Origin of the sequence: Mesorhizobium sp. M0184 (genome assembly GCF_040322215.1) — a bacterium.
Taxonomy (GTDB): Bacteria; Pseudomonadota; Alphaproteobacteria; order Rhizobiales; family Rhizobiaceae; genus Mesorhizobium.
Genome location: NZ_JAMYSZ010000052.1, coordinates 1 through 21929, shown reverse-complemented (window position 1 = coordinate 21929; position 21929 = coordinate 1). Strand labels below are relative to the sequence as shown.

Sequence of the window (21929 nt, the reverse complement as noted above, 5' to 3'; positions counted from 1 at the left end):
GGCCAGGCCGGCGACAACATCGGCGCGCTATTGCGCGGTGTCGACCGTGAGGGCGTCGAGCGCGGCCAGGTCCTGGCCAAGCCCGACACCGTCAAGCCGCACAAGAAGTTCGTTGCCGAAGCCTACATCCTGACCAAGGACGAGGGCGGCCGCCACACGCCGTTCTTCACCAACTACCGTCCGCAGTTCTATTTCCGCACGACGGACGTGACCGGCATCGTGTCGCTGCCGGAAGGCACCGAGATGGTGATGCCGGGCGACAACATCACCGTCGATGTCGAGCTGATCGTGCCGATCGCCATGGAAGAGAAGCTGCGCTTCGCCATCCGTGAAGGCGGCCGCACCGTCGGTGCCGGCATCGTCGTCACCATCAAAGAGTAATCGACGGCGCTGCAGGTTGAGATCGGATGCAAAGGGGCGGTCTTCGGGCCGCCCTTTTTGATTCCGATATTCTGGCAATGGATTAACCGCATTGCTTCAAATCCTGTTGCAAGCGCCTCTGCCATAACTAGTATAGGTTGCATCGAGGGGGCTGCCCGAATGGTTCCATGGCGCCGTTTGCATAGCCAGGCATGGTGGTCGCTAGGCCTGATCTGCCTGGTGTCGTTGCTCATTGCGGGGTACGCTGATGCCCTGGCGGCAGCTATAACAGAAACCACGCCCGATCTTGGCCCGACGATGCGGTTTGTTGTCGTGCGCAGCACCGCGCCGGGCTGTGAGCCCAACTGCCCGGAATGGATCTCGGCGGAAGGCACCATAGAAGCCGGCACGCCCGCCCTGCTCAAACGCACGTTGAAGACGCTTGGTGGCCGCAAATTGCCGATCGTCGTCAATTCTCCGGGCGGCAATGTCGATGCAGCGCTTCAACTCGGCCGTATGATCCGCAAGAACAAGGTCGATATCGCTGTCGGCGCGACGATGTTTTACGGCTGCGAGCCGCAGATGAAGAATTGCCGGGCCAATGACGGCAAGGGCGCGGCCTATTTCGGGTTCAGCTATGCCAGCGGCGCCATCTGCAATTCCGCCTGTCCGCTGATGTTTGCCGGCGGAACGCGGCGCGTGGTAGGCGAATGGGCCTTTCTCGGCGTTCATCAGATCACCACGACCTATATCCGGACGAACCTGCTGTACCGCACCACCTATCGTATGGTGAAGGGCAAGAAAAAGATCCTCAGCACCCGGATCGTCAGCCGAAGAGACGCCGGCAGCTACAAGACCTACGAGATGAACAAGCCGCTGGAGAGGCGGCTATCGGCCTATCTGAAGGAGATGGGTATTGATAAGGGCGTGCTGGATATCATGAAGGCAACGCCAGCCAGCGATATAAGGCAGATCAAGCCGGGAGATATGCTGGCGATGAAGCTCGTCACCAGCCTCGAGTCCGTCGACATCCTGACGGAAGCAGCCATATGCCGGCGGAGCCCGGCGCCGGCGAACTGCAAGGAAATCCCTGCGAATGCCAAGCCGGCCGAGGTGGCAGCGATCGATGCGAAGGCCAGACCTTCTCAACCGGCTCAAGTCCCACTTTCTCAGCCGGCGAAGGCGGCACCTACCCAGCCGGTCGAGGCAGCGCCAGGGAATGGGGCGCCGGAGATGCGCTTCGTTGTGGTTCGCGGCAGCAATCCGCTGTGCAATCCCAACTGCCCGGAATGGATCTCGGCGGAAGGCGCGATTGCGCCTCAGACCCCGCAGAAGCTGCGCCAGTTGCTCGCCATGCTTGGCAACCGACGGCTGCCGGTGGTGGTCAGCTCACAAGGAGGCGACCTGTTCAGTGCTCTGGCGGTGGGGCGACTTATCCACGAAAAGAAGCTCGACATCGCCGTCGCCCGGACCGATTTCGTTGGCTGCGACCCGGGAGAGTGGAGTTGCTTGGCTAAAGAGGGCGCCTATGCCGGCCTGACCGTCGATTCGGGAGCGGCATGCGATTCGGCGTGCGCGCTCATGCTTGCCGGCGGCGTCAGACGGTTTGTCGGTCCGCAAGCGCGGCTCGGCATGTACCTGATGGGACAGCAGCAGATAATTAAGCCCTATCTCGAGGACATGGCGATTGGTCCCGGTCTGTTCGCCGCGCTCGAGCAGCGCTCGGTCGAGCGCCAGCTCGAACCCGACCTAATGCTGAAGGTTGGACTGACGACGGGGCCGCAATCGGTGGACGCGCTGACGGGCGCCACCATCTGCAAGTCGTCGCCGAAGCCCGACAACTGCCGCGTTCTGCCGTCCGCCAGCGCCGAGGCAGAAACGCCGGCGAAGCTTTAGCGCAACCTTGCACTGCCCATCGAGGCAGGTTGAGCGGCGCTCGATATTTCCGCTATCGTCCAGCAAAGACCAGCATGGGAGGGATCGCGAATGAGCCAGGATGTCCCGACGTTATTTGAATGGGCCGGCGGCTCCGAAGCGCTGAACCGCCTGACTCAAACCTTCTACGACAGCGTCTCTCGGGATCCCATCGTCGGGCCGGTGTTCAAACATATGTCGCCGGACCATCCCGCTCACGTCGCAGCCTTCATCGGCGAAGTCTTTGGCGGACCGAAAACCTACAGCGAAAAGCATGGCGGCCATCGCGAGATGGTGATGCACCATCTCGGCAAGCATCTGACCGAGGAGCAGCGCCGGCGCTGGATCAATCTTCTCGCCGACGCCGCCGACGAGATCGGGCTGCCTGACGATCCCGAATTCCGCTCGGCCTTCATGGCCTATGTCGAATGGGGATCGCGGCTGGCCAGGATGAACTCCAACAAGGGCCCGACCTGCGACCCCGAGACGGAACCAATGCCGGCCTGGGGTTGGGGGGTGCCGGGCGGCCCCTACAAGCCGCCTTCGGGAACCTGACCGCGCGCGAATCGGTCGAAAGCCTGCCGGCCAGGAAAACGGGTGGCTATGGAGGTCTCGGTCCTCCAGGCTAACGGTTTAAAGTCGCCGTCGGATGGCGGGCCACATTGAAAACCGGAGGCTTTGCGATGAGATCGGAAGGCAAGAAAAATTCAGACAGCGTCTTTGACAGCGACCGCGGACTCCGAAATCCGTTTGGCGTCATGGACGTCCCTACTCCCGACGACGAGGAGGTGTCGGCGTTCGCCGCCGGCGTGAAACTGGAGGGAACTCCAAGCGATGAAAATGCCGAGGCCTGGGGCACCGAAAGCGACCGCGACCGCAACGACACCATCGAAGGCAGCTGGTCCAGCCGTTGGAACGGCGGTGCCGATCCCACGATTCCAGGCGACAGCAAGGATAAATGGAAGTCTGGCTGGGGCGAGGTGAAGACGGCGGGAGAGAGAGTTTACCTGCTGTTCGATTGGCATAATGGCGTGCGCAAAGGGCTCATCGATGCCCGGCGCCAGGGTGCGAAAGGGCTGGTGGGAAAATACATCAATCTGACCGACCCGGAAATCGTGCGTCCCTGGGTCGGCTTGATCGTCAGCAATCAACGGATCGACGGGAAATGGCCGGGAGGACGCCTGGACTTTCGAAGATGAAGGCCGGGTAGCGCACGTCGCTCTTTACAGAGTGCGCGGAAGCTTTTAGGAAGCGCCTGCTGCGCCGACATGCGCATACGGGCATAGCTCAGTTGGTAGAGCGGCGGTCTCCAAAACCGCAGGTCGTAGGTTCGAGCCCTGCTGCCCGTGCCATTCTTCGAATGGATACCTAAAACGATTCTTTTGCGGTGCGGCCTTTGAAAACCGGCTTGTGACTTGCCATATAGCATAAGTTGCGGCATAAGGGCCGCATAGCCGGGACGGAACGACTGGATGGTTCCGAGGCGGCGTTTGGCCATAAAGCGGACACTTGCCACTTGCGTGGATCAAGAATCGGTTTTATGTAGACGAGACAGACACGCGACGCGTGGAGCTGGGAAGCCGGCTTTACGCGTCTGATTTGCATGGGCGAAATGATTGCGCTGATTCGGCGCGAACGCACGCTCAAGCGGCACGTCCCGGCCAGCGGGATCATCCAGGAGGCCCGGCCAACGGGTCTTGCAGACAGAGCGGCATATGGCTTCGAAAACCACAAATCCCTTCACCTTTCTCCAGCAGGTTCGCGCGGAGACCGCCAAGGTCACTTGGCCGTCGCGGCGCGAAACGATGATCTCGACGGTGATGGTCCTTGTGTTCGCGGTCATCGCGATGATCTTTTTCTTTACCGCAGACGTGGCCATGGGCTTTGCGGTCGAAAAAATCCTCGGCCTCGGACAGTAAGTCCGGCGATTACGGAGAAGTCTTGAAATGACCGCGCGGTGGTACATCGTCCACGCCTACTCGAACTTTGAAAAGAAGGTCGCCGAGGACATTGAGAACAAGGCCAAGCAGAAGGGCCTGTCCGCCGACATCGAGCAGATCGTGGTGCCGACCGAGAAGGTCGTCGAGATCCGCCGCGGCCGCAAGGTCGATGCCGAGCGCAAGTTCTTTCCGGGCTATGTGCTGTTGAAGGCCAATCTGACCGATGCCGTGTTCTCGCTCGTCAAGAACACGCCGAAGGTCACCGGTTTCCTGGGCGACTCCAAGCCGGTGCCGATCACCGAAGCCGAGGCCCAGCGTATCCTGAACCAGGTTCAGGAAGGCGTCGAGCGGCCGAAGCCGTCGGTGACGTTCGAGATCGGCGAAGCGATCCGCGTTTCGGATGGACCATTCGCGTCCTTCAACGGTTTCGTCCAGGAAGTGGACGAGGAGCGGGCGCGGCTCAAGGTGGAAGTTTCGATCTTCGGGCGCGCCGTGCCGGTCGATCTGGAATTCGGACAGGTCGAGAAGGGCTGATCCGAAATCCCTGCACCGGTTTCGGCGGCAGGGAAGGCGGCGCGGAGATCGCGCGGCCAAAAACGGGTGGGAGGCGAATGCGGCTTTAGCCGGCCGCGCGGACCGCACCACCAGACTGCAACCGCTGGCAAGACCGGCATGAGAAAAGGCAGGAAGAGAGATGGCTAAGAAAATTGCAGGCCAGCTCAAGCTCCAGGTTTCCGCGGGATCGGCCACGCCGTCGCCCCCGATCGGCCCGGCGCTTGGTCAGCGTGGCATCAACATCATGGAGTTCTGCAAGGCGTTCAACGCGCAGACCCAGGAAATGGAAAAGGGCTCGCCGGTTCCGGTCGTCATCACCTACTACCAGGACAAGTCGTTCACCTTCGTCATGAAGACGCCGCCGGTGAGCTATTTCCTGAAGAAGGCTGCGAACCTGAAGTCGGGCTCGAAGGAGCCGGGCAAGGTCAAGGCCGGCACGATCGGCCGCGACAAGGTGCGCGCCATCGCCGAGCAGAAGATGAAGGATCTGAACGCAAACGACGTCGAGGCGGCCATGCGCATGGTCGAGGGCTCCGCCCGCTCGATGGGTCTGGAAGTGGTGGGCTGAGATCATGGCAAAGATTGCAAAGCGTGTATCGAAGACCCGCGAAGGCATCGATCCCAACAAGGCTTACGCTTTGGGTGAGGCGCTGAAGCTGCTCAAGGATCGCTCCTCGGTGAAGTTCGACGAGACGATCGAAGTCGCGATGAACCTCGGCGTCGACCCGCGCCATGCCGACCAGATGGTCCGCGGCGTGGTCAATCTGCCGAACGGCACCGGCCGCAGCGTTCGCGTCGCCGTCTTCGCGCGTGGCGACAAGGCCGAGGAGGCCAAGGCCGCCGGCGCCGACATCGTCGGAGCCGAGGATCTGGTCGACATCGTCCAGAAGGGCACGATCGACTTCGACCGCTGCATCGCCACGCCGGACATGATGCCGCTGGTCGGCCGTCTCGGCAAGGTGCTCGGTCCGCGCGGCATGATGCCGAACCCGAAGGTCGGCACCGTCACCACCGACGTTACCGCCGCCGTCAAGGCATCGAAGGGCGGCGCCGTCGAGTTCCGCGTCGAGAAGGCCGGTATCGTTCACGCCGGCGTCGGCAAGGTCTCGTTCGACGTCAAGGCGCTGGAAGAAAACGTCCGTGCCTTCGCTGATGCGGTGACCAGGGCAAAGCCGGCTGGTGCCAAGGGCAACTACGTCAAGAAGGTGTCGGTCACCTCGACGATGGGTCCGGGCCTCAAGCTCGACGTCTCGACGCTGGCAGCGTCCTGATACGAAGAATTGGATCGGCCGCTAAAACGCTGATCCGTGAAAGAATTCCGGGCCTCCGACCTGTCGGCGGCCCGGTACCGGAAGTCGAAAGACTTCCGGACATCCTGTCCGAGATTGCAGGCGGCCCCCAAACCTTAGGTGATGTGGGCCTTAATTCATGCGGGCCTGCATGAGACGGGTGAAGACCGGACAAAGGAGCCGCAAGCTCCAATGAAAGGTTCGAACCGTGTTTGCCTTTTGTCTGCGCACCGTCCGGCTTGCCGGCAGGTGGCGAAAGGGGGCAGGATCCTCGAGCGTCGTTCGGGAGATCCGTTACTGGATGGCCCGGCCGGCAAAAGGCAACCCGACGCCTGTCCTTCGTAGAGGGCAGGGGTCAACTGGAGATAGGCAGTGGACAGAGCGGAAAAACGCGAACTCGTCACGGGCCTGAATGATGCGTTTTCAAGCGCTGGTTCAGTCGTCGTGGCCCACTACGCCGGTATCACCGTCGCGCAAATGAACGACCTTCGGTCGAAAATGCGCGCCGCCGGTGGCACCGTCAAAGTCGCGAAGAACCGTCTCGCCAAAATCGCTCTTCAGGGCACGGACTCCGCATCGATCATCGAGCTGTTCAAGGGGCAGACGCTGATCGCCTATTCGGAGGATCCGATTGCGGCGCCGAAGGTCGCGTCCGATTTCGCCAAGGGAAATGACAAGCTCGTCATTCTCGGCGGCGCAATGGGTACCACCTCGCTCAATGCCGACGGTGTGAAGGCACTCGCCACACTTCCGTCGCTCGATGAGCTGCGCGCCAGGCTGGTTGGCATGATCGCCACGCCGGCAACCCGGATCGCCCAGATCGTCAATGCGCCTGCGGCTTCGGTCGCGCGCGTCATCGGCGCTTACGCCCGGAAGGACGAGGCGGCATGAGGCCGTTCCTCGCTATCACAAACACACGTTCGAACCTTATGAAGGAACATTGCAATGGCTGATCTGGCAAAGATCGTAGACGACCTTTCGAAGCTGACCGTCCTCGAGGCGGCCGAGCTGTCGAAGCTTCTTGAAGAAAAGTGGGGCGTTTCCGCCGCTGCTCCGGTGGCGGTTGCCGCTGCCGGCGGCGCTGCGGCCGCTGCTGCTCCGGTCGAGGAAAAGACGGAATTCGACGTCGTCCTCACCGAGGCAGGCGCTCAGAAGATCAACGTCATCAAGGAAGTTCGCGCCATCACCGGTCTTGGCCTCAAGGAAGCCAAGGACCTGGTCGAGGCGGCTCCGAAGCCGGTCAAGGAAGCCGTTTCCAAGGCCGACGCGGACAAGTTCAAGGCCCAGCTGGAAGCAGCCGGCGCCAAGGTCGAACTGAAGTAAGCGTTGAGTACCGGCGGACGGCGTCGCGCCGTCCGCCACTCCTTTCGCGTCGAAGGGAGGCTGCGTAACGCGAAGAGTGCGAAAACCTCTTTCCTGAGGGCCGCAAACCGGCCTTCAGGAAACGGGTTTTCTCCCGTTTCTGGCCCGCCGCCAATTGGCGGCGGGTGAAAAGACAAGAAGCCGCCGACAGGCGGCGGGCAACAAGACAGGGCCGCCAAGGTGGCCCGAGATGCAAGGCGAGCCGCGGCGAGGCTCGTCCCGAGAATTGAGCTAAGGAGCGACGATGGCCCAAACCCAGACTTTCAATGGCCGCAGACGCGTACGCAAGTTTTTCGGAAAGATCCCGGAAGTTGCGGAGATGCCGAACCTGATCGAGGTTCAGAAGGCATCCTATGACCAGTTCCTGATGGTGGAGGAGCCCAAGGGTGGGCGTCCTGACGAGGGACTGCAGGCAGTTTTCAAGTCGGTCTTCCCGATTTCCGATTTTTCCGGCTCCTCGATGCTGGAATTCGTGAAGTATGAGTTCGAGGGACCGAAATTCGACGTTGACGAATGCCGTCAGCGCGATCTGACCTATGCGGCGCCGCTCAAGGTGACGCTGCGCCTCATCGTGTTCGATATCGACGAGGATACCGGCGCCAAGTCGATCAAGGACATCAAGGAGCAGGACGTCTACATGGGCGACATGCCGCTCATGACCTTGAACGGCACCTTCATCGTCAACGGCACCGAGCGCGTCATCGTCTCGCAGATGCACCGTTCGCCAGGCGTCTTCTTCGACCATGACAAGGGCAAGTCGCACTCGTCCGGCAAGCTTCTGTTTGCCGCGCGCGTCATTCCCTATCGCGGTTCGTGGCTCGACATCGAGTTCGATAGCAAGGACGTCGTGCATGCCCGCATCGATCGCCGCCGCAAGATTCCGGTGACGTCGCTGCTGATGGCGCTCGGCATGGACGGCGAAGAGATCCTGTCGACCTTCTACAACAAGATCACCTACAAGCGCGCCGGCGACCATTGGCGCATCCCGTTCAACGTCGAGCGTTTCCGCGGCCTCAAGGCCGTTGGTGACCTAGTCGACGCCGACACCGGCGAAGTCGTCGTCGAGGCCGGCAAGAAGATCACCGCCCGCCAGGCCAGGGCACTTGGCGAAAAGGGTCTCAAGGCGATCAAGGCGACCGACGAGGATCTGCTCGGCAACTACCTTGCCGAGGATATTGTCAACTACGCGACCGGCGAGATCTTCCTCGAAGCCGGTGACGAGATCGACGAAAAGACGCTGAAAGTGCTGCTTGGCACCGGTGACGATGAGATCAAGGTGCTCGACATCGACCACGTCAACGTCGGCGCCTACATCCGCAACACGCTCAACGTCGACAAGAACGAGAGCCGCCAGGACGCGCTGTTCGACATCTACCGCGTCATGCGCCCCGGCGAGCCGCCGACGCTGGAAACCGCTGAAGCCATGTTCAACTCGCTGTTCTTCGACAGCGAGCGCTATGATCTGTCGGCCGTTGGCCGCGTCAAGATGAACATGCGCCTCGAGCTCAAGGCCGAGGATACCGTGCGCGTGCTGCGCAAGGACGACATCCTGGCCGTGGTCAAGACGCTGGTCGAACTGCGCGACGGCAAGGGCGAGATCGACGACATCGACAATCTCGGCAACCGCCGTGTGCGCTCGGTCGGCGAGCTGATGGAGAACCAGTACCGCGTCGGCCTGCTGCGCATGGAGCGCGCGATCAAGGAACGCATGTCCTCGATCGAAATCGATACGGTGATGCCGCAGGACCTGATCAACGCCAAGCCGGCGGCTGCCGCCGTGCGCGAGTTCTTCGGTTCCTCGCAGCTGTCGCAGTTTATGGATCAGACCAACCCGCTTTCGGAGATCACCCACAAGCGCCGTCTTTCGGCGCTTGGACCGGGCGGTCTGACCCGCGAGCGTGCCGGTTTCGAAGTGCGCGACGTGCACCCGACGCATTACGGCCGCATCTGCCCGATCGAGACGCCGGAAGGCCCGAACATCGGCCTGATCAACTCGCTTGCGACCTTCGCGCGCGTCAACAAATACGGCTTCATCGAGAGCCCGTACCGCAAGATCGTCAACGGCAAGCTGACCAATGAGGTCGTTTACCTGTCGGCTATGGAAGAGGCCAAGCACCACGTCGCGCAGGCCAATGCCGAGCTCGACAAGAATGGTCATTTCGTCGACGAATTCGTCATTTGCCGCAACGCCGGCGAAGTGATGATGGCGCCGCGCGAAAACGTCGATCTGATGGACGTGTCGCCGAAGCAGATGGTGTCGGTGGCCGCGGCCCTGATCCCGTTCCTCGAGAACGATGACGCCAACCGTGCGCTGATGGGCTCGAACATGCAGCGTCAGGCCGTGCCGCTGGTGCGCGCCGAAGCGCCGTTCGTGGGCACCGGCATGGAGCCGATCGTCGCCCGTGACTCGGGCGCCGCCATCGGCGCCCGCCGCGGCGGCATCGTCGACCAGGTGGACGCGACGCGTATCGTCATCCGCGCCACGGAAGATCTCGATCCCGGCAAGTCCGGCGTCGACATCTACCGGCTGATGAAGTTCCAGCGTTCGAACCAGAACACCTGCATCAACCAGCGTCCGCTGGTGCGCATGGGCGACCGGGTCAACAAGGGCGACATCATCGCCGACGGCCCGTCGACCGAGCTCGGCGATCTGGCCCTCGGCCGTAACGTGCTGGTCGCGTTCATGCCGTGGAACGGCTACAACTACGAGGATTCCATCCTCCTGTCCGAGCGCATCGTCGCCGACGACGTCTTCACCTCGATCCACATCGAGGAGTTCGAAGTCATGGCCCGCGACACCAAGCTGGGGCCGGAGGAGATCACGCGCGACATTCCCAACGTCTCGGAAGAAGCGCTGAAGAACCTCGATGAGGCCGGCATCGTCTACATCGGTGCGGAAGTGCAGCCGGGCGACATCCTGGTCGGCAAGATCACGCCGAAGGGCGAAAGCCCGATGACGCCGGAAGAAAAGCTGCTGCGCGCCATCTTCGGTGAAAAGGCCTCGGACGTGCGCGACACCTCGATGCGCATGCCTCCGGGAACCTTCGGCACCGTCGTCGAAGTGCGTGTCTTCAACCGCCACGGCGTGGAGAAGGACGAGCGCGCCATGGCGATCGAGCGCGAGGAGATCGAACGCCTCGCCAAGGACCGCGACGACGAGCAGGCGATCCTCGACCGTAACGTCTATTCGCGCCTTTCCGACGTTCTCGTCGGCAAGGAGGCGATTGCCGGGCCGAAGGGCTTCAAGAAAGGCTCGAAGCTGTCGAAGGACACGCTCGACGAGTATCCGCGTTCGCAGTGGTGGCAGTTTGCCGTGGAGAACGAAAAGCTCCAGAGCGAACTGGAAGCCCTGCGTGGCCAGTACGACGATTCCAAGAAGGCGCTTGAGCAGCGCTTCATGGACAAGGTCGAGAAGGTGCAGCGCGGCGACGAGATGCCTCCGGGCGTCATGAAGATGGTCAAGGTCTTCGTGGCCGTGAAGCGCAAGATGCAGCCCGGCGACAAGATGGCCGGCCGGCACGGCAACAAGGGTGTCGTGTCGCGGATCGTTCCGGTCGAGGACATGCCTTTCCTCGAGGACGGCACGCATGCCGATATCGTGCTCAACCCGCTGGGTGTGCCGAGCCGCATGAATGTCGGCCAGATCCTGGAAACGCATCTGGGCTGGGCTTGCGCCGGAATGGGCAGGAAAATCGGCGATCTGATCGATGCGTACAAGACGGCGGGCGACATCAAGCCGCTGCGCAAGACGCTCGAGAGCTTCATGCCTTCCAACGACCGCAACGAGCCGGTCCGCGAATATGACGACGAGAGCATCGTTCGCCTCAGCGAGCAGATGCGCCGCGGCGTCTCCATCGCGACACCGGTGTTCGACGGCGCGCACGAGGCCGACATCAACATCATGCTGGAGCAGGCGGGCCTGCACACCAGCGGTCAGTCGCAGCTCTATGACGGGCGCACCGGCGAGCCGTTCGATCGCAAAGTGACGATGGGCTACATATATATGCTCAAGCTTCACCACCTTGTGGACGACAAGATCCACGCGCGTTCGATCGGGCCGTACTCGCTCGTTACCCAGCAGCCACTGGGCGGCAAGGCGCAGTTCGGTGGTCAGCGCTTCGGCGAGATGGAGGTCTGGGCGCTCGAAGCGTACGGCGCCGCCTACACGCTGCAGGAGATGCTGACGGTGAAGTCGGACGACGTCGCCGGCCGCACCAAGGTCTACGAGGCGATCGTCAGAGGCGACGACACATTCGAGGCCGGCATCCCCGAGAGCTTCAATGTTCTCGTCAAGGAAATGCGGTCTCTCGGCCTCAATGTCGAGTTGGAGAACACCAAGCTCGACGACAACCCGATCCGGCTGCCCGACGCGGCCGAGTAAGCAAGACGTCCGGCCGCGGTCTTCCCGCGACCGGACGCACCAAATTCTCGGCCGATGGCCGATCAAGTCGGCGGGCGTTTGGCCCGCGCTAGATGCAAGGGGTTTTCGAGGACCCCGAAAAGGAGAACGGCATGAACCAAGAGGTCATGAATCTCTTCAATCCCCAGGCGCCTGCGCAGGTGTTCGATTCCATCCGGATCTCGCTTGCCAGCCCTGAGAAGATTCTGTCCTGGTCGTTCGGCGAGATCAAGAAGCCGGAGACCATCAACTACCGCACCTTCAAGCCGGAGCGTGACGGCCTGTTCTGCGCGCGCATTTTTGGCCCGATCAAAGACTATGAGTGCCTGTGCGGCAAGTACAAGCGCATGAAATACAAGGGCGTCATCTGCGAGAAGTGCGGCGTCGAAGTCACGCTGTCGCGCGTCCGCCGCGAGCGCATGGGCCATATCGAGCTGGCGGCACCGGTCGCCCACATCTGGTTCCTGAAGTCGCTGCCGTCGCGCATCGGCACGCTGCTCGACATGACGCTGAAGGACATCGAGCGGGTCCTCTACTTCGAGAACTACATCGTTACCGAACCCGGCCTCACCGCGCTGAAGGAGCACCAGCTGCTCAGCGAGGAAGAGTACATGATGGCCGTCGACGAGTATGGCGAGGATTCGTTCACCGCCATGATCGGCGCCGAGGCGATCCACGACCTTCTGGCCGGCATGGACCTCGAGAAAATCGCCGGCGATCTGCGTTCTGAGCTGGCTTCGACCACCTCCGTGCTCAAGCAGAAGAAGTACCTGAAGCGGCTCAAGGTCGTCGAGAACTTCATGGAATCCGGCAACCGTCCGGAATGGATGATCATGAAGGTGGTTCCGGTGATCCCGCCGGATCTGCGCCCGCTTGTCCCGCTGGACGGCGGCCGTTTCGCCACGTCGGATCTGAACGACCTCTATCGCCGCGTCATCAACCGCAACAACCGCTTGAAGCGGCTGATCGAGCTGCGCGCGCCCGGCATCATCGTGCGCAATGAAAAGCGCATGCTGCAGGAAGCCGTCGATGCGCTGTTCGACAACGGCCGCCGCGGCCGCGTCATCACCGGCGCCAACAAGCGTCCGCTGAAGTCGCTGTCCGACATGCTGAAGGGCAAGCAGGGCCGGTTCCGCCAGAACCTGCTCGGCAAGCGCGTCGACTATTCCGGCCGCTCGGTCATCGTCACCGGTCCGGAGCTCAAGCTGCACCAGTGCGGCCTGCCGAAGAAGATGGCGCTCGAGCTGTTCAAGCCCTTCATCTACGCCCGTCTCGACGCCAAGGGTTACTCCTCGACCGTCAAGCAGGCGAAGAAGCTGGTCGAGAAGGAGCGTCCGGAGGTCTGGGATATCCTCGACGAGGTCATCCGCGAGCATCCGGTGCTTTTGAACCGCGCACCGACGCTGCACCGCCTCGGTATCCAGGCGTTCGAGCCGATCCTGATCGAAGGCAAGGCGATCCAGCTTCACCCGCTGGTCTGCACGGCCTTCAACGCCGATTTCGACGGCGACCAGATGGCGGTCCACGTGCCGCTGTCGCTGGAAGCGCAGCTCGAAGCCCGCGTGCTGATGATGTCGACTAACAACATCCTGCACCCGGCTTCCGGTGCGCCGATCATCGTGCCGTCGCAGGACATGGTTCTCGGTCTCTACTATCTCTCGATCGTCAATCAGAACGAGCCGGGCGAGGGCATGGTGTTTGCCGACATGGGCGAACTCCAGCACGCGCTCGAGACCAAGGCGGTGACGCTGCATGCCAAGATCAAGGGGCGCTTCCGCACGGTCGACGCCGACGGCAAGGTCGTGTCGAAGATCCACGACACCACGCCTGGCCGCATGATCATCGGCGAGCTGCTGCCGAAGAACCACAACGTGCCCTACGAGACCGCCAACCAGGAGATGACCAAGAAGAACATCTCCAAGATGATCGACACCGTCTATCGCCATTGCGGTCAGAAGGAGACGGTCATTTTCTGCGATCGCATCATGGCTCTCGGCTTCAGCCATGCCTGCCGTGCCGGCATTTCGTTCGGCAAGGACGACATGCTGATCCCGGATGCCAAGATCAAGCTGGTCTCCGACACCGAGGCTTTGGCCAAGGAATACGAGCAGCAGTACAATGACGGCCTGATCACCCAGGGCGAGAAGTACAACAAGGTCGTCGACGCCTGGGCCAAGTGCTCGGAAAAGGTCGCCGACGAAATGATGGCCCGCATCAAGGCGGTCGAGTTCGAGGACAACGGCCGTCAGAAGCCGATGAACTCGATCTACATGATGTCGCACTCCGGTGCGCGCGGCTCGCCCACCCAGATGCGCCAGCTCGCCGGCATGCGCGGCCTGATGGCCAAGCCTAGCGGTGAAATCATCGAGACGCCGATCATCTCGAACTTCAAGGAAGGCCTCACCGTGCTCGAGTACTTCAACTCGACCCACGGCGCCCGCAAGGGTCTGGCCGACACCGCCTTGAAGACGGCGAACTCGGGTTACCTGACGCGTCGTCTTGTCGACGTGGCGCAGGACTGCATCGTCAACTCGCTCGACTGCGGCACCGACAAGGGCCTCACCATGCAGCCGATCGTCGATGCCGGTCAGGTCGTCGCTTCGGTTGGTCAGCGCGTTCTCGGCCGCACCTCGCTCGACGACATCACCCACCCGGTCACCGGCGAGGTTCTGGTCAAGGCCGGAACGCTGATGGACGAGCGTGACGTGGAACTGATCGAAAAGGCCGGCGTGCAGTCTGTCCGCATCCGTTCGGCGCTGACCTGCGAGGTCAGGGTCGGCGTCTGCGCGGTCTGCTACGGACGCGATCTGGCCCGCGGCACGCCCGTCAACCAGGGCGAGGCTGTCGGCGTCATCGCGGCGCAGTCGATCGGCGAGCCGGGCACCCAGCTCACCATGCGTACCTTCCACATGGGCGGCACGGCGCAGGTGGTGGATTCCTCGTTCCTTGAAGCCTCCTACGAGGGCAAGGTCGAGATCCGCAACCGCAACGTGGTGCGCAACTCCGACGGCCAGCTGATGGTCATGGGCCGCAACATGGCGGTGCTGATCCTCGACGAGGCCGGCAAGGAACGCGCCACGCACCGCGTCACCTACGGGTCGCGTATCTTCGTCGACGATGGCGACAAGGTGAAGCGCGGCCAGCGCATTGCCGAGTGGGATCCCTATACCCGCCCGGTCCTCACCGAAATCGAGGGCAGGGTAGCGTTCGAGGATCTGGTCGATGGCATTTCCGTTCAGGAAACCGCCGACGAATCGACCGGCATCACCAAGCGCGAGGTCATCGACTGGCGTTCGACGCCACGCGGCAACGACCTCAAGCCGGCGATCGTCGTCCAGGATGCCAAGGGCAAGGTCGGCAAGCTGTCGAAGGGCGGCGACGCCCGCTTCCTGCTCTCGGTCGAGGCCATTCTTTCGGTCGAGCCGGGCGCACAGGTTCGCCCCGGCGACGTGCTGGCGCGTATCCCGATGGAAAGCGCCAAGACCAAGGACATCACCGGCGGTCTGCCGCGTGTGGCCGAACTGTTCGAGGCACGCCGTCCGAAGGATCACGCCATCATCGCCGAGATCGATGGCACGATCCGCTTCGGCCGCGACTACAAGAATAAGCGCCGCATCATCATCGAGCCGCATGACTCGACGCTTGACCCGGTCGAATACCTGATCCCGAAGGGCAAGCCGTTCCATCTCCAGGACGGCGACGTCATCGAGAAGGGCGACTACATCCTCGACGGTAATCCGGCGCCGCACGACATCCTGGCGATCAAGGGCGTGGAGGCGCTTGCCTCCTACCTCGTCAACGAAATCCAGGAGGTCTACCGACTGCAGGGCGTGTCGATCAACGACAAGCACATCGAGGTGATCGTTCGCCAGATGCTGCAGAAGGTCGAGATCACCACGCAGGGCGATTCGACCTACATTCCGGGCGACCACGTCGACGTGATCGAGCTGGAAGAGGTCAATGAGCGCCTGGTCGAGGAAGGCAAGAAGCCGGCCGAAGGCCAGCCGGTGCTGCTTGGCATCACCAAGGCCTCGCTGCAGACGCCGTCCTTCATCTCCGCCGCTTCCTTCCAGGAGACGACGAGGGTGCTGACCGAAGCTGCGGTTGCCGGCAAGACCGACATGCTGCAGGGGCTGAAGGAAAACGTCATCGTCGGCCGGCTGATCCCGGCCGGTACCGGCGGTACGATGAGCCAGATCCGGCGCATCGCCACCTCGCGCGACGAGTTGATCATCGACGAGCGCCGCAAGGCGTCCGGCGTCGAGGTCGCCGAGCCGATGCTGACCGACATGGTTAACGCCGCGCAGTAAGCGCGCAAGCAAGAGAAGATAGAAAAGGGGCCTAAGTGGCCCCTTTTCGCATTTTTGGTTCCTCAATCGGATCGGAGAAGAAACGATGAGCAGGAAGATTTGGGCTTCTGTCGACGACTACATTGTCGAAGCTCTTTTCGAGGCGGATCCCGCTCTTGATGCCGTTCTGGCGGCCAACCATGATCAGGGCCTGCCGCCTATCGACGTTTCCCCGGCACAAGGCAAGCTGCTGTCACTTCTTGCGCGAATGCAGGGAGCAAAGAAGGTACTCGAAATCGGCACATTGGGCGGCTACTCAACAATCTGGATGGCGCGAGCATTGCCGATGGACGGCAAGGGTCGTGACGCTCGAGCTTGATCCGCACCACGCCAGTGTCGCGCGGTCGAACTTTGAACGGGCAGGGGTGTCTGACCGTGTGGAATTGCGGGTCGGACCGGCGCTTCAATCGCTTGCGGCCTTAGGCGCCGAGAATGCCGGGCTGTTCGACTTTATCTTCATCGACGCCGACAAGCCGAACAACCCGCACTATCTGTCCTGGGCCATGCGTCTTTCGAGGCGGGGGACCGTCATCGTCTGCGACAATGTCATCCGTGACGGCGCGGTGGTGAATGAAGATGGTCGCGACGCCAATGTCGAAGGGGCACGCGCGGCGTTCTCGTTCATTGGCAGCGACAAGCGTCTGGAAGGGCACCGCGATCCAGACTGTTGGCGCCAAGGGCTATGACGGCTTTGCAATAGCGATCGTCAATTGATTTTGTGCGGTGCGCCGACCAGACCTGCGATCCGGCCGGCGCCCACTCGTCAATCGAAAAAAGCTTCCACCACATTGCGCTTGCCGAGCATGAAGGCGTCGGCGACGTGCTGCAGGGGCGCGAGATCGACGTCGGAGGTGCCGGCGCGCACGATCTCGGCAAAGCGCTTGTAGAGCATCGGGTATTCGGCTTCCGGCTCCTCGTGAACGACGCGGCCATCTATGGCGAGCTTTGAGCCGCCGCCCGCAAGCACCATCGAACCGACCTCGGTATCGGCCAGAATGTCCCAGCTTTGCGGGCCGGTCTGGCGCCAGTCGAGTTCCATCGTCACCGGCAGACCGTTCGAAGTGCGGAAAGCGATATGGGCGGCGATCGGGGCCGCGCGGTTTTCAGGGAAATCGAGCTCTGCCGAGCTGATGAACATCGGCGGCAGGATGTGGGTGGCGATCGACAGCGCGTTGATGCCGGGATCGAAGACGCCAAAGCCGCCGGGAGCCCAGATCCACTCCTGGTTCGGATGCCAGCGGCGCACGTCTTCCTTCCAGTTGATGGCGGCCGACCTGATCGTAGTCGAGCTGAGGAATGTGCGCGCTGCTTCGACAGCCGGCGCATAGCGTGAATGCCAACTGGCGAACAGGCAGACGCCGTTCGCTGCCGCCAGCGCCTTCAGGTCTTCGACCTCGCTGACCGTGGCGCCGGGCGGCTTTTCCAGGAAGACATGCTTTTTCGCCGCCAGCGCCAAGCGCGCGGCGTCGTAACGAAACTGCGGCGGCATGCACAGCGACACCGCCTCGAGCTCCGGCACCGAGTCGAGCATCGCCTCGATCGTCGGGAAATTCGGGATGTCTTCGACTTTGCCGTGGCGGCTCGCTGCGGCGACCAGGCGATAATCCTGGTCCTTCGCCAAGGCCGGCAGGTGCTGGTCGCGGACGATCTTTCCCACGCCGACGATGCCGAGCTTGATGGGATTAGAGGACATGGGAACTCCGCAGGTTGAGTGTGCTTGGTTTTGCCAGAGGTCGCTTCTTAGCAGAGAACTTGTGCCGGGCAAGTCGCCGGGCTTTGTCGCCGGCCCGTGAGATCGACCGCGATTCAGATCTCTTCAGATCGGCACATCGAACGTCACGATCGACACTTCGCCTTCGAGCGCGCCCTGATAGGCGGACAGATGCGGCTCCTCGTCCGGCACGCCGTCCATGTCGCCGATCTGATCGAGCTCTGCCTCGGCATAACCTTCGGCGGCAAGCGATTCGAGAGCGCGGCGCACCGCCGAATCGTCGTCCGGCGCGACCAGCATCACATGCACGCCTTCCGGCTTGCCGCCTTTGCGCTTCCACACCCGGCCGGTAATAATGGTGACCGGGCGCTCCTCATTGTCATTCACGGGTTCGTACCTCCGGGCGAGGGGGTTTGGGCTGCTCATGCCGCCTTTTCGCACGAAGCACGGCCTGGAAACAGCCGCAAGCCGGTCACTTTCTGGCATCCTCTTGAAAAACGGCGCAAGAAAATTACATGCGCTTTTCGCATGGCTGCCACGCCTCGGGTTCAGCGCAATATTTGCCGCTCCGGGGTTGACGGACAGTGGCCATACGAGTAGAAGCCGCCCAGTCAGAACCGATGTGAGGCTCTTGCTTCCGAAGCGACACGCTTTGGAGTTTGCCTCAAACAGGGTTCGTTTTACGAGCGAAAAGACATTTCCGGCGTGCATGAAGCGGCTTCCGCTTCCTCTGCCATTTGTTCGGGCAAGACCGCGAGGCGCGGTTTGTGGCCCGAATTTGCGTATGGAAATGACGCTTTGAGCGGCCCTGACCGGGCGAGACACGGAATTGAGAGACAAGAGGGTTTAATGCCTACCGTCAACCAGCTGATCCGCAAGCCGCGCATTGCGCCGGTGAAGCGCAACAAGGTCCCGGCCATGCAGCAGAACCCGCAGAAGCGGGGCGTCTGCACGCGCGTCTACACCACGACGCCGAAGAAGCCGAACTCGGCGCTGCGCAAGGTGGCCAAGATCCGCCTGACCAATGGTTTTGAAGTGATCGGGTACATCCCCGGCGAAGGCCACAACCTTCAGGAACACTCGGTGGTGATGATCCGCGGCGGCCGCGTCAAGGATCTTCCGGGCGTCCGTTACCACATCATCCGCGGCGTGCTCGACACGCAAGGCGTGAAGAACCGCAAGCAGCGCCGTTCGAAATACGGCGCCAAGCGTCCGAAGTGACCGAAGCGTAGCCAAGGTCGTTCCGGGCGGCGTCAAGCGACGATCCGGGATCCAGGCCACCGCGTAGAATTGAGGCAGAGAAAAAATGTCCCGTCGTCACAGTGCAGAAAAGCGTGAGATCAATCCGGACCCGAAGTTCGGCGATCTGATCGTCACCAAGTTCATGAACGCCGTCATGTATGACGGCAAGAAGTCGGTTGCCGAGACCATCGTCTACGGCGCGCTCGACCAGGTTCAGTCCAAGACCAAGCAGGAGCCGGTCACCGTCTTCCATCAGGCGCTCGACAATGTCGCGCCGCATGTGGAAGTGCGTTCGCGCCGCGTCGGCGGCGCCACCTACCAGGTTCCGGTCGACGTGCGCCCCGAGCGCCGTCAGGCATTGGCCATCCGCTGGCTGATTGCCGCCGCCCGCAACCGCAACGAGACCACTATGGTCGACCGCCTCTCCGGCGAGCTGATGGACGCGGCCAACAACCGCGGCACCGCCGTCAAGAAGCGTGAAGACACCCACAAGATGGCAGAAGCCAACCGCGCTTTCGCGCACTACCGCTGGTAAAGCGCGAACGAGACTGAAGAGGCACCTCCCATGGCCCGCGAATATAAAATCGAAGACTACCGCAATTTCGGTATCATGGCGCATATCGACGCCGGCAAGACGACGACCACCGAGCGCGTCCTCTATTACACGGGCAAGTCGCACAAGATCGGCGAAGTCCACGACGGCGCTGCCACCATGGATTGGATGGAGCAGGAGCAGGAGCGCGGCATTACCATTACGTCCGCCGCGACCACGACCTTCTGGAAGGGTCGCGATGGCAAGATGCACCGCTTCAACATCATCGACACCCCCGGCCACGTCGACTTCACCATTGAAGTCGAGCGCTCGCTGCGCGTGCTCGACGGCGCCATCGCGCTGCTCGATGCCAATGCCGGTGTCGAGCCGCAGACGGAAACCGTCTGGCGCCAGGCTGACAAGTACCGCGTGCCGCGCATGATCTTCTGCAACAAGATGGACAAGATCGGCGCCGACTTCTACCGCTCGGTCGAGATGATCGGTTCGCGCCTCGGTGCACATGCCGTCGTCATGCAGCTGCCGATCGGCGCCGAGACCGAGTTCAAGGGTGTCGTCGACCTCGTCGAGATGAACGCGCTGGTCTGGCGCGACGAGACGCTGGGCGCTGCTTGGGACATCGTCGAGATCCCTGCCGACCTCAAGGCTCGTGCCGAAGAATACCGCGAGAAGATGATCGAGGCCGCCGTCGAAATGGACGAGACGGCGCTCGAGAATTACCTCGAAGGCAAGATGCCGAGCAACGACGAGATCCGTGCGCTCATCCGCAAGGGCACGATCGCGGTGAAGTTCTATCCGATGTTCTGCGGCTCGGCCTTCAAGAACAAGGGCGTGCAGCCGCTGCTCGACGCCGTCGTCGAATATCTGCCGTCGCCGGCCGATGTCCCGGCCATCAAGGGCGTCGACGCCAAGACCGACGCCGAGATCGAGCGTCATGCCGACGACAACGAGCCGCTGTCGATGCTTGCCTTCAAGATCATGAACGACCCGTTCGTCGGTTCGCTCACCTTTGCCCGCATCTATTCGGGCAAGCTCACCAAGGGCATCTCGGTCGACAACACCGTGAAAGGCAAGAAAGAGCGCATCGGCCGCATGTTGCAGATGCATGCGAATTCGCGCGCCGACGTCGAAGAGGCGTTTGCCGGCGACATCGTCGCCCTCGCTGGTCTCAAGGACACCACCACCGGCGACACGCTCAGTGATCCGCTGCATCCGGTCATCCTCGAGCGCATGGAATTCCCCGATCCGGTCATCCAGATCGCCATCGAGCCGAAGACCAAGAACGACCAGGAAAAGATGGGTCTCGCCCTTCACCGCCTGGCCGCCGAGGATCCGTCCTTCCGCGTCAAGACCGACGAGGAATCGGGCCAGACGATCATTTCCGGCATGGGCGAGCTTCACCTCGACATCATCGTCGACCGCATGCGCCGCGAGTTCAAGGTCGAGGCCAATGTCGGCGCGCCGCAGGTGGCCTACCGCGAGACGATCACCCGCAAGCACGAGCAGGACTACACGCACAAGAAGCAGACCGGCGGTACCGGCCAGTTCGCCCGCGTCAAGATACTGTTCGAGCCGAATCCGGAAAGCAGCGAATTCGAGTTCGAAACCAAGATCGTCGGCGGCGCTGTGCCGAAGGAATACATCCCCGGTGTCGAAAAGGGCATCAACAGCGTCATGACCTCGGGCCCGTTCGCCGGCTTCCCGATGATCGGCGTCAAGGCGACGCTGATTGATGGCGCCTACCACGACGTGGACTCGTCGGTTCTGGCCTTCGAAATCGCCGGCCGCGCCTGCTTCCGTGAAGCAGCGCCCAAGCTTGGCGTGCAGTTGCTCGAGCCGATCATGAAGGTCGAAGTGGTGACGCCGGAAGATTACGTCGGCAGCGTTATCGGCGACCTGAACGGCCGTCGCGGCCAGATCCAGGGCCAGGAAGCCCGTGGCGTGGCTGTGGTCATCAACGCGATGGTGCCGCTCGCCAACATGTTCAAATACGTGGACAACCTTCGCTCGATGAGCCAGGGCCGCGCAGCCTACACGATGCAGTTCGACCACTACGAGCCGGTCCCGACCGCGGTCGCCCAGGAAGTCCAGAAGAAATACGCGTAACTCGAAACGAGTTGCATCAGTAACTTAATTCAAGGCCCGCACGGGCTGGCAGGAATGGAGAGATCACATGGCAAAAGGTAAATTCGAGCGCACTAAGCCTCATGTGAACATTGGCACGATTGGTCACGTCGATCATGGCAAGACGTCGCTGA

General features: G+C 62.0%; 17 protein-coding genes, 1 tRNA gene and 2 pseudogenes. 18 read left to right on the top strand and 2 right to left on the bottom strand.

Annotated elements, in window-relative coordinates:
• The 14 genes and pseudogenes from NKJ23_RS32440 to NKJ23_RS32375 form a co-directional block, all read left to right on the top strand.
• On the top strand, positions 1-381 hold a 381-nt coding region (locus NKJ23_RS32440), incomplete at its 5' end, for an EF-Tu C-terminal domain-related protein (protein ID WP_502902604.1).
• 159 nt (positions 382-540) lie between these two features.
• Positions 541-2256, top strand: a complete 1716-nt coding sequence (locus NKJ23_RS32435) for a COG3904 family protein (RefSeq protein WP_352684789.1) — start codon at positions 541-543, stop codon at positions 2254-2256.
• A 90-nt stretch (positions 2257-2346) separates the two neighbouring features.
• Entirely contained in the window at positions 2347-2829 is a 483-nt protein-coding gene (locus NKJ23_RS32430; protein WP_352684787.1) for a group II truncated hemoglobin, read from the top strand.
• Between the two features lie 128 nt (positions 2830-2957).
• Complete coding sequence (locus tag NKJ23_RS32425; protein ID WP_352684786.1) at positions 2958-3473, top strand: hypothetical protein; 516 nt, start codon at positions 2958-2960, stop codon at positions 3471-3473.
• A 77-nt stretch (positions 3474-3550) separates the two neighbouring features.
• Positions 3551-3626: transfer RNA gene (locus NKJ23_RS32420), tRNA-Trp, on the top strand.
• Between the two features lie 363 nt (positions 3627-3989).
• Entirely contained in the window at positions 3990-4193 is a 204-nt protein-coding gene (secE, locus tag NKJ23_RS32415) for a preprotein translocase subunit SecE (protein ID WP_023680439.1), read from the top strand.
• 27 nt (positions 4194-4220) lie between these two features.
• On the top strand, positions 4221-4748 hold the full coding sequence (gene nusG / locus NKJ23_RS32410; protein WP_006333333.1) for a transcription termination/antitermination protein NusG: 528 nt from the start codon (positions 4221-4223) through the stop codon (positions 4746-4748).
• Between the two features lie 160 nt (positions 4749-4908).
• Positions 4909-5337, top strand: coding sequence for a 50S ribosomal protein L11 (rplK, locus tag NKJ23_RS32405; RefSeq protein WP_023680440.1), 429 nt, complete (start codon positions 4909-4911; stop codon positions 5335-5337).
• A gap of 4 nt (positions 5338-5341) precedes the next feature.
• Complete coding sequence (gene rplA, locus NKJ23_RS32400) at positions 5342-6040, top strand: 50S ribosomal protein L1 (RefSeq protein ID WP_023680441.1); 699 nt, start codon at positions 5342-5344, stop codon at positions 6038-6040.
• 390 nt (positions 6041-6430) lie between these two features.
• Positions 6431-6949, top strand: coding sequence for a 50S ribosomal protein L10 (gene rplJ, locus NKJ23_RS32395; protein ID WP_008875657.1), 519 nt, complete (start codon positions 6431-6433; stop codon positions 6947-6949).
• Between the two features lie 54 nt (positions 6950-7003).
• Positions 7004-7381 (top strand): 50S ribosomal protein L7/L12, encoded by a 378-nt coding sequence (gene rplL, locus NKJ23_RS32390; RefSeq protein WP_023680442.1) that lies wholly within the window; start codon positions 7004-7006, stop codon positions 7379-7381.
• A 283-nt stretch (positions 7382-7664) separates the two neighbouring features.
• On the top strand, positions 7665-11801 hold the full coding sequence (gene rpoB, locus NKJ23_RS32385; protein ID WP_023680443.1) for a DNA-directed RNA polymerase subunit beta: 4137 nt from the start codon (positions 7665-7667) through the stop codon (positions 11799-11801).
• Positions 11802-11932: 131 nt separating this feature from the next.
• Complete coding sequence (rpoC, locus tag NKJ23_RS32380; RefSeq protein ID WP_352684784.1) at positions 11933-16129, top strand: DNA-directed RNA polymerase subunit beta'; 4197 nt, start codon at positions 11933-11935, stop codon at positions 16127-16129.
• Between the two features lie 85 nt (positions 16130-16214).
• Positions 16215-16882 (top strand): annotated as a pseudogene (locus NKJ23_RS32375) (O-methyltransferase).
• A gap of 49 nt (positions 16883-16931) precedes the next feature.
• Here NKJ23_RS32375 and NKJ23_RS32370 read toward each other — a convergent pair.
• Entirely contained in the window at positions 16932-17861 is a 930-nt protein-coding gene (locus tag NKJ23_RS32370) for a Gfo/Idh/MocA family protein (protein ID WP_352684782.1), read from the bottom strand.
• A 123-nt stretch (positions 17862-17984) separates the two neighbouring features.
• The gene (locus NKJ23_RS32365; protein WP_023680447.1) at positions 17985-18266 is read right to left on the bottom strand and encodes a transcriptional regulator; all 282 of its coding nucleotides are present in this window, start codon (positions 18264-18266) and stop codon (positions 17985-17987) included.
• A 462-nt stretch (positions 18267-18728) separates the two neighbouring features.
• Here NKJ23_RS32365 and rpsL point away from each other — a divergent pair, with 462 nt between their 5' ends.
• From rpsL to NKJ23_RS32345, 4 genes and pseudogenes are all read left to right on the top strand, one after another.
• Complete coding sequence (gene rpsL / locus NKJ23_RS32360) at positions 18729-19100, top strand: 30S ribosomal protein S12 (protein ID WP_006333356.1); 372 nt, start codon at positions 18729-18731, stop codon at positions 19098-19100.
• 85 nt (positions 19101-19185) lie between these two features.
• Complete coding sequence (rpsG, locus tag NKJ23_RS32355) at positions 19186-19656, top strand: 30S ribosomal protein S7 (protein ID WP_008875664.1); 471 nt, start codon at positions 19186-19188, stop codon at positions 19654-19656.
• Positions 19657-19686: 30 nt separating this feature from the next.
• Complete coding sequence (gene fusA, locus NKJ23_RS32350) at positions 19687-21777, top strand: elongation factor G (RefSeq protein ID WP_023680448.1); 2091 nt, start codon at positions 19687-19689, stop codon at positions 21775-21777.
• Between the two features lie 67 nt (positions 21778-21844).
• Positions 21845-21929, top strand: a pseudogene (locus NKJ23_RS32345) (GTP-binding protein); the annotation flags it as partial.